This is a genomic window from Pseudoalteromonas sp. SIMBA_162, assembly GCF_046535955.1.
Taxonomy (GTDB): domain Bacteria; phylum Pseudomonadota; class Gammaproteobacteria; order Enterobacterales; family Alteromonadaceae; genus Pseudoalteromonas; species Pseudoalteromonas marina.
Genome location: NZ_JAWJBQ010001072.1, coordinates 1 through 241, shown reverse-complemented (window position 1 = coordinate 241; position 241 = coordinate 1). Strand labels below are relative to the sequence as shown.

The 241-nt window shown below is 64.3% G+C and carries 1 protein-coding gene; it reads right to left on the bottom strand.

The features are described from left to right. The coding region (locus R0J88_RS22980; protein WP_410901314.1) for a hypothetical protein at positions 1 to 241 on the bottom strand (241 nt) is incomplete at both ends.

The following is a 241-nucleotide window of genomic DNA, read 5'->3' as shown; positions in this document are numbered from 1 at the left end:
CACGGCGAGAAAGACCTCCACGCCACGCAAGACGGCTGCCAGCAAGACGACCACCGCCAACAAGACAACGGCGGCCAAGACGACTGCAAGCAAGACGACTGCAAGCAAGACGACTGCGAGCACGTCAGCCTCTGACAGCAAGCCGTCTGCATCCGGCACCTCGAGCAGCAGCACTTCTTCCACGGCTTCGGGTTCCAGCGCGGCAGGCTCCAGCGCTACGAAGCCCGCGACGACGCGCAAG